The 6417-nt window shown below is 41.5% G+C and carries 6 protein-coding genes and 1 pseudogene; 5 read left to right on the plus strand and 2 right to left on the minus strand.

All coding sequences use genetic code 11. The features are described from left to right. Nucleotides 1-99 precede the first annotated feature (99 nt). Both GZ78_RS00760 and GZ78_RS00765 read left to right on the plus strand, forming a co-directional pair. A complete protein-coding gene (locus tag GZ78_RS00760; RefSeq protein WP_034831987.1) occupies nt 100-1074 on the plus strand; it encodes an IS30 family transposase in 975 nt (324 codons plus the stop codon). A 31-nt stretch (nt 1075-1105) separates the two neighbouring features. Then, nucleotides 1106-1630 (plus strand): hypothetical protein, encoded by a 525-nt coding sequence (locus GZ78_RS00765; protein ID WP_034831988.1) that lies wholly within the window; start codon nt 1106-1108, stop codon nt 1628-1630. A 99-nt stretch (nt 1631-1729) separates the two neighbouring features. Here GZ78_RS00765 and GZ78_RS00770 read toward each other — a convergent pair whose 3' ends face one another. Together GZ78_RS00770 and tnpA are read right to left on the minus strand one after the other, a co-directional pair. Then, the gene (locus GZ78_RS00770; protein WP_034831989.1) at nt 1730-2182 is read right to left on the minus strand and encodes a hypothetical protein; all 453 of its coding nucleotides are present in this window, start codon (nt 2180-2182) and stop codon (nt 1730-1732) included. Nucleotides 2183-2378: 196 nt separating this feature from the next. Beyond that, nucleotides 2379-2657: pseudogene (tnpA, locus tag GZ78_RS30130) on the minus strand (IS200/IS605 family transposase); the annotation flags it as partial. A gap of 288 nt (nt 2658-2945) precedes the next feature. Between tnpA and GZ78_RS00780 the strand changes: the two are divergent. The 3 genes from GZ78_RS00780 to GZ78_RS00790 all read left to right on the plus strand — a co-directional run bounded on the left by GZ78_RS00780 (nt 2946) and on the right by GZ78_RS00790 (nt 6410). After that, nucleotides 2946-3809, plus strand: coding sequence for a hypothetical protein (locus tag GZ78_RS00780; protein ID WP_034831993.1), 864 nt, complete (start codon nt 2946-2948; stop codon nt 3807-3809). 157 nt (nt 3810-3966) lie between these two features. Beyond that, nucleotides 3967-5355, plus strand: coding sequence for an AAA family ATPase (locus tag GZ78_RS00785; RefSeq protein WP_051785691.1), 1389 nt, complete (start codon nt 3967-3969; stop codon nt 5353-5355). Between the two features lie 80 nt (nt 5356-5435). After that, nucleotides 5436-6410, plus strand: coding sequence for an IS30 family transposase (locus GZ78_RS00790; RefSeq protein ID WP_034831994.1), 975 nt, complete (start codon nt 5436-5438; stop codon nt 6408-6410). Nucleotides 6411-6417: the final 7 nt, after the last annotated feature.

The following is a 6417-nucleotide window of genomic DNA, read 5'->3' on the forward strand; positions in this document are numbered from 1 at the left end:
TGCTGGATTAATACAATAAGTGCAATCGACTGATATTTCAGATGTGAGCCAGCTGCTGGTACATTCTGTAGCTCTCACACTCAGAAATGGAAGTCAGGAATGAATACACAAACCAAACTATACAAGCAACTGACTCAGGGGCAACGATACCAGATCGAAGCTCTTCTTGGGACAGGTCTTACGCAGAAAGAGATTGCAGAGAGAATTGGCACCAGTGCAGGCACCTTATCTCGGGAGCTTCAACGAAATACTGATGGCAACGGTTATTGTGCCGAGACAGCTCACAGTATGACTATTCATCGTAGAGTGTCAGCCAGAAAATACAGTAAAGTCGATGAACGACAAATGCCGATTATAGAAAATGGTCTGCTGCTTGGCTGGTCACCTGAGAACATCAGCTGCAGGATGAAAATCGAGATCCCTGAAATCACCTTGAGCCATACCACTATTTACGCTCGTATCGCTGATAACAAGGCCAGCGGAGGCACACTGTACAAGAAGCTGCCTCGTTTTGGAAAGAGACGCTGCAAGGGCGGTAAACGCAAGGCGGGACGTTCCCTGATACCCAATCGCGTTGATATTACTGAACGTCCTGAGGTTGTAGATCTTCGGTCTCGCCTGGGAGACTGGGAAGGTGACACGGTATTTGGACAGGACGCTCACCTGGTGACATTGGTTGACCGAAAAAGCCGCTTCACACTGATTGATAAAGTGGACAACAAGCAAGCAGAAACGGTTGCAGATAGCATGATTAAATTGCTGGGACGGGTATCATCTGTTTGCACCATCACACTGGATAACGGGGGTGAGTTTGCCGCTCATGAAAAGGTAGCTAAAGCAGTGAGTGCTGATGTATTTTTTGCCAAGCCTTATGCCAGTTACCAGAGAGGAACGAAAGAGAATACCAATGGCATCATCCGTCGAACCTGGCCTAAGAAAATGGCTCTCGGGGGGCTGACAGCAGCAGAGATTCGAGAAACTGAATTGTTAATCAATACCATGCCGAGAAAAGTATTAGGTGGGCGAACTCCGCTCGAAGTCTACACCGGGGAGTCGCTTGCACTTATTGCTTGAATCCAGCCTTAAGCGCTTACACGACAACTGCATGCAACTTATAGTTCTTGCGCATGACATACATTTCTTACGCCATTTACGCAACGATGTACTTCGTGACACTCATCCAAATGACGTTAAGTGCTTAAAGTTAAAGGCAGTAACAAATCGATATAGTAGTTTCGATGATATTGATATGGACAATGAATGCGAAAGTGCATATTTCAAATCTCATCGCCTACTAGAAGAGTACAGGGCTGGGAATGCAACAAGCAGTATGGAGGTTGCTCGTTCAATAAGACCAATGCTTGAAGGTTACTTGCATAGGCGGTTTCCTGGTTTGATAAATGGAGGTTTGCTATTTGGGCAAGTCATTGAATTGATAAACAATGCAGTTACACCATGTCCTTTAATTTTCGCCCAAAATATAACTCATGAGCTTAATGAAATTAACCGCTACGCAGGGCAGTACCATCATGATACAAATCCAGCAGCAGACCAAGTTGAAGTAGTTGATAGTGAATTATTGAGTTTTGTTGATAGAGCCGTCAACGTTGTCCATGCAGGAGCAGTTTAGATTTAGTTCGCACATAACAAATGGTTCCAGTTCGTTCCGGGGCTTCGCCCCTCCACCCGACGCCGCCGTCGGCGGCGCGGCTGAACCAGGCGTTATGCCTCAATCTGACTCTTGCCCACAAAGGTAAGTAGTTAGTTTGTTCACCAAAATTTCAGTCGCTGTTTTACCTGCTACCCCCCATATTATCATTCCATATAATTTATCAATAAAGTAAGATGTATCATCAGCAAGAGTAGGTAAAAATTGTTCGTCGAGAAAATCGTTGTATCCTATTAAACCAGAAATCATAAGGAAGTAGCTTGGAATGTATACAAAAACTTGACCAGCAATAGTTTCTACAATGAAAATCTTACGCGCCAACTCAAAATCGATACATTTAAAAGAACGTGCAAAACCGTGATACAACCCGTAGCCCGCTGTTGCAATCATACCTAAATATGGCAAATAAGAACTGGTATAATTCTGGTTATCTTCGTGCTTGTCATATGCGATTGCAAACTCACTTCGCAAAAAAAATATTAATAGGCTTGAAATAATTAGTATTTTTTTCATTAAAATAAATCCTCAACATGAAAATAAAGAACTGAGTATAGGCATAACAAAAAATTCCAGGGGACAGCGCTGGCGCGCTGCCCCTGAATTTGGCGTTAAGTGGCAGGGTGCATAGATTGGTTAGTAATCTGAAAGTGCCGTACAAGTAGAAAGAAGAAGGTGTGTACCATCTGGCGATCAAGATCAGGTGTATTATCCTTCTTGCAATGCCAGCGCAAGCAGTATGCTGTTTCTCAATNCCTACGACGTAAGAAACAGAGTATTTTGGTGGAATACTGATGCAAATATGTACGTGAACTCGCATCAAATGCCCTTCTATAATTTCACACTCTTTTCGCTTGGCGAGTTCATGAAATATCGCTCCCAAAAACTTTCTCAAACTGCCATAAATGACCTTCTGCCTCTTTTTGGGAATAAAAACTACGTGATACTTACAATCCCATCGAGTATGGGTCAGACTTTTGTAGTCTGGCATAAGTTAAACCTCTTGGTTCTTGGCGGAACCATCGAGGTTAGCTACCGAAGGCTCGGTATAACCTATGCGAGTCTCCCCGGCATAGCCGGGGGTTTACCTAATGATTAATTAATGACTTTTCGACACAATGAAAAGTTGGGATATATCTCAAGTGAGTGAATTACCCCTGATTTGGGGGGATATGCTGCGTGCGCGCGTAATATCCAATATTACTCGTTTGAGTTTTAATAGCTGTTATGCGCTTACATCAAATAATACAAATATCTCTAATTTTGAAGTGTGGAGAATATGGAAGAATCAAACTCAATAAAGAGATTGAAAAGTAAACTCATTAAAGAATTACCTTTTTTCCCAAATGACAGAGAAACTTTGGGAGAATTGGAATCACAGAATATTAATGATGTAGTAATTCATTATCTTCACTGGCAGACTAGACAGGTTCCTATACGAGTTAGAAAAATCCAGCGTGCGCCTGAGGTAACTTCTGACAGCAGATATAAAAACCTCAAAGATGGCATCAATGCTCTTCTCGATAAAGCAAGAGGTGGTGAAGACCTTCATCCTTACTTGTCGAAACGAGCGCATAAAAATGGATATACTCCTGTGGAGAGAATAAAAAATGGTGAAGTAGATGCATGGGATGATAAGGATCAAATTTTAAACACGAAAGGTTTTCACCACTTTCACCTTAATATGGAAATTGAAAAGTCAGGATTATCAAAAAGAACAAATGAAGTTCTTTTCGCATTTGTAAGCCGTGATACTTTTCATGCTATTGGGATATTTGATCATTCAGTATTCGATTTCTCAACCGAAAATGGTCAAATGACACAAGAACGTGAAAGAATGTGGTGTATTCACGAAAAATATACAACACTTGGCATGGAGCCAGGAACAGTATATATGAGTAATCCCATAATGACTTCTGGTCATCCTTTGTATCTCATTAGAATGGCTGATCACTATACGCAAATTATTCTCAACAATGATGCAAAGTTAAATGAAAGAAATTTTGTAAATAGTCTCTATGACGCTGGTAATAAGCCTCATCCTAAAAAATTCAACCTAGATTGGCATATAGAAGGTTTAGATTTAGGTTTAATAGATAAAAAGAACGATATATTCTTTAGCCTTCAACAGGGACATTTGTAGTCAACAGCGCATAACAAATGCTTCCAGTTCGTTCCGGGGCTTCGCCCCTCCACCCGACGCCGCCGTCGGCGGCGCGGCTGAAGCAGGCGTTATGTGCTAAGAGTTAATCCCCCAATTTTCTTCTCAAATATTAAAAGTTGTTATCTTAGGAAGTTAGATGTTAGTAAGAATACATCGGATTAAAGGAATAGGTTTGCTACACGATGTTGATGCAAGATCTCATTCTTTAAAAAAAGCAAGTTTCATCTACGCAGATAATGGAAGAGGAAAGTCTACGCTAGCATCAATTTTTCGCTCATGTTCAGTAAACAAACCTGAACTTATTATCAATCGAAGAACTATTGATGGAAACAATGCTCCTGAAGTTGATTTTCAGTTTAACAATGGCCAACGATCTACGTTTCAAAATGGTGTATGGAGTCAAGAGCACTCAGAGCTATTAGTTTTTGACTCCGATTTTGTAGAACAAAACGTTTATGCTGGGGGTCAGGTTACATCAGATCAAAGAAAAAATTTATTGCAATTTGCACTTGGTGAAAGTGCGGTCAATGCACAAAGAGTTTACGACCAAGCAGATGAAGATACAAAAGCAGCAGCTGCTAACGTTCGTGATATCATATCTCAACTTAGCGCATTTCATAGGGGGTTAACTCTTTCTCAGTTTCAGGCTTTAGAAGAAGTTACTGATATTGATTCACAGATCAATGCTCTAAATGAAAAAATTGTTGAGGCACAAAACATTGATCTTATTCAAGCGAAAGCTTCGCCTAAATTATTAATAAAACCAAACTTAAAAACTGATTCAATCTTTGAGATATTCGAAAATTCACTTGATAATATAGACTTGGCCGCTGAAGAGCAGGTAAAGGCATTTATAGATTCTCATAGTAAACCAGGTTATGAGAAATGGATTAGTGATGGGGTTGCATATGGTGAACAAAACTGTCCTTTCTGCGACCAGTCACTAGAGGGTTTAGACTTAATAAATGCGTATCGAAGCTATTTCAACCAAGATTACAACAAGCTAAAATCTGATGTTGCAAAATTAGAAGTTGCAATATCTACAGCTTGTTCAGAATCAATAATAGAAACTTTGAAATCGAGTTTTACTACAGCAAGTGCAGTAATTGATGGTTGGCAGGAACATATTGATATCCAGCCTCCTGTTTTTGATGAGTCTAAAGCAAGACAGCTACTCCTTGAAATTAAAGGTTTGCTAACAAAATTAAGACAACAGAAAGAAACACAGCTTCTTGAGTCTATAGGTGAAGACACAGACAAACAGCAAATAGATACTTACTGGCAAGAACTGTTAAGTGTTGTCGATACTTGTAATGAAACAATAACAAAAGCTAGAGAGGCAATAGTAGGTTATAAGACTAACTTAGCTTCGGTAAATATAGAAAATTTGCGTCAACAAATACAGAGTCTTGAATTGTGTAGAACTCGCTATAGTCCTGATTCTGTTAGAATGCTGTCAGAATTACAGGATGCTCAAGAAGAAGAGAGAAATTCAAAGAGAGATAAAGCTGGATTAATACAATAAGTGCAATCGACTGATATTTCAGATGTGAGCCAGCTGCTGGTACATTCTGTAGCTCTCACACTCAGAAATGGAAGTCAGGAATGAATACACAAACCAAACTATACAAGCAACTGACTCAGGGGCAACGATACCAGATCGAAGCTCTTCTTGGGACAGGTCTTACGCAGAAAGAGATTGCAGAGAGAATTGGCACCAGTGCAGGCACCTTATCTCGGGAGCTTCAACGCAATACTGATGGCAACGGTTATTGTGCCGAGACAGCTCACAGTATGGCTATTCATCGTAGAGTGTCAGCCAGAAAATACAGTAAAGTCGATGAACGACAAATGCCGATTATAGAAAATGGTCTGCTGCTTGGCTGGTCACCTGAGAACATCAGCTGCAGGATGAAAATCGAGATCCCTGAAATCACCTTGAGCCATACCACTATTTACGCTCGTATCGCTGATAACAAGGCCAGCGGAGGCACACTGTACAAGAAGCTGCCTCGTTTTGGAAAGAGACGCTGCAAGGGCGGTAAACGCAAGGCGGGACGTTCCCTGATACCCAATCGCGTTGATATTACTGAACGTCCTGAGGTTGTAGATCTTCGGTCTCGCCTGGGAGACTGGGAAGGTGACACGGTATTTGGACAGGACGCTCACCTGGTGACATTGGTTGACCGAAAAAGCCGCTTCACACTGATTGATAAAGTGGACAACAAGCAAGCAGAAACGGTTGCAGATAGCATGATTAAATTGCTGGGACGGGTATCATCTGTTTGCACCATCACACTGGATAACGGGGGTGAGTTTGCCGCTCATGAAAAGGTAGCTAAAGCAGTGAGTGCTGATGTATTTTTTGCCAAGCCTTATGCCAGTTACCAGAGAGGAACGAACGAGAATACTAATGGCATCATCCGTCGAACCTGGCCTAAGAAAATGGCTCTCGGGGGGCTGACAGCAGCAGAGATTCGAGAAGCTGAATTGTTAATCAATACCATGCCGAGAAAAGTATTAGGTGGGCGAACTCCGCTCGAAGTCTACACCGGGGAGTCGCTTGCACTTATTGCTTGAATCCAGC

The sequence above is a fragment of the Endozoicomonas numazuensis genome, from assembly GCF_000722635.1.
Classification (GTDB): domain Bacteria; phylum Pseudomonadota; class Gammaproteobacteria; order Pseudomonadales; family Endozoicomonadaceae; genus Endozoicomonas_A; species Endozoicomonas_A numazuensis.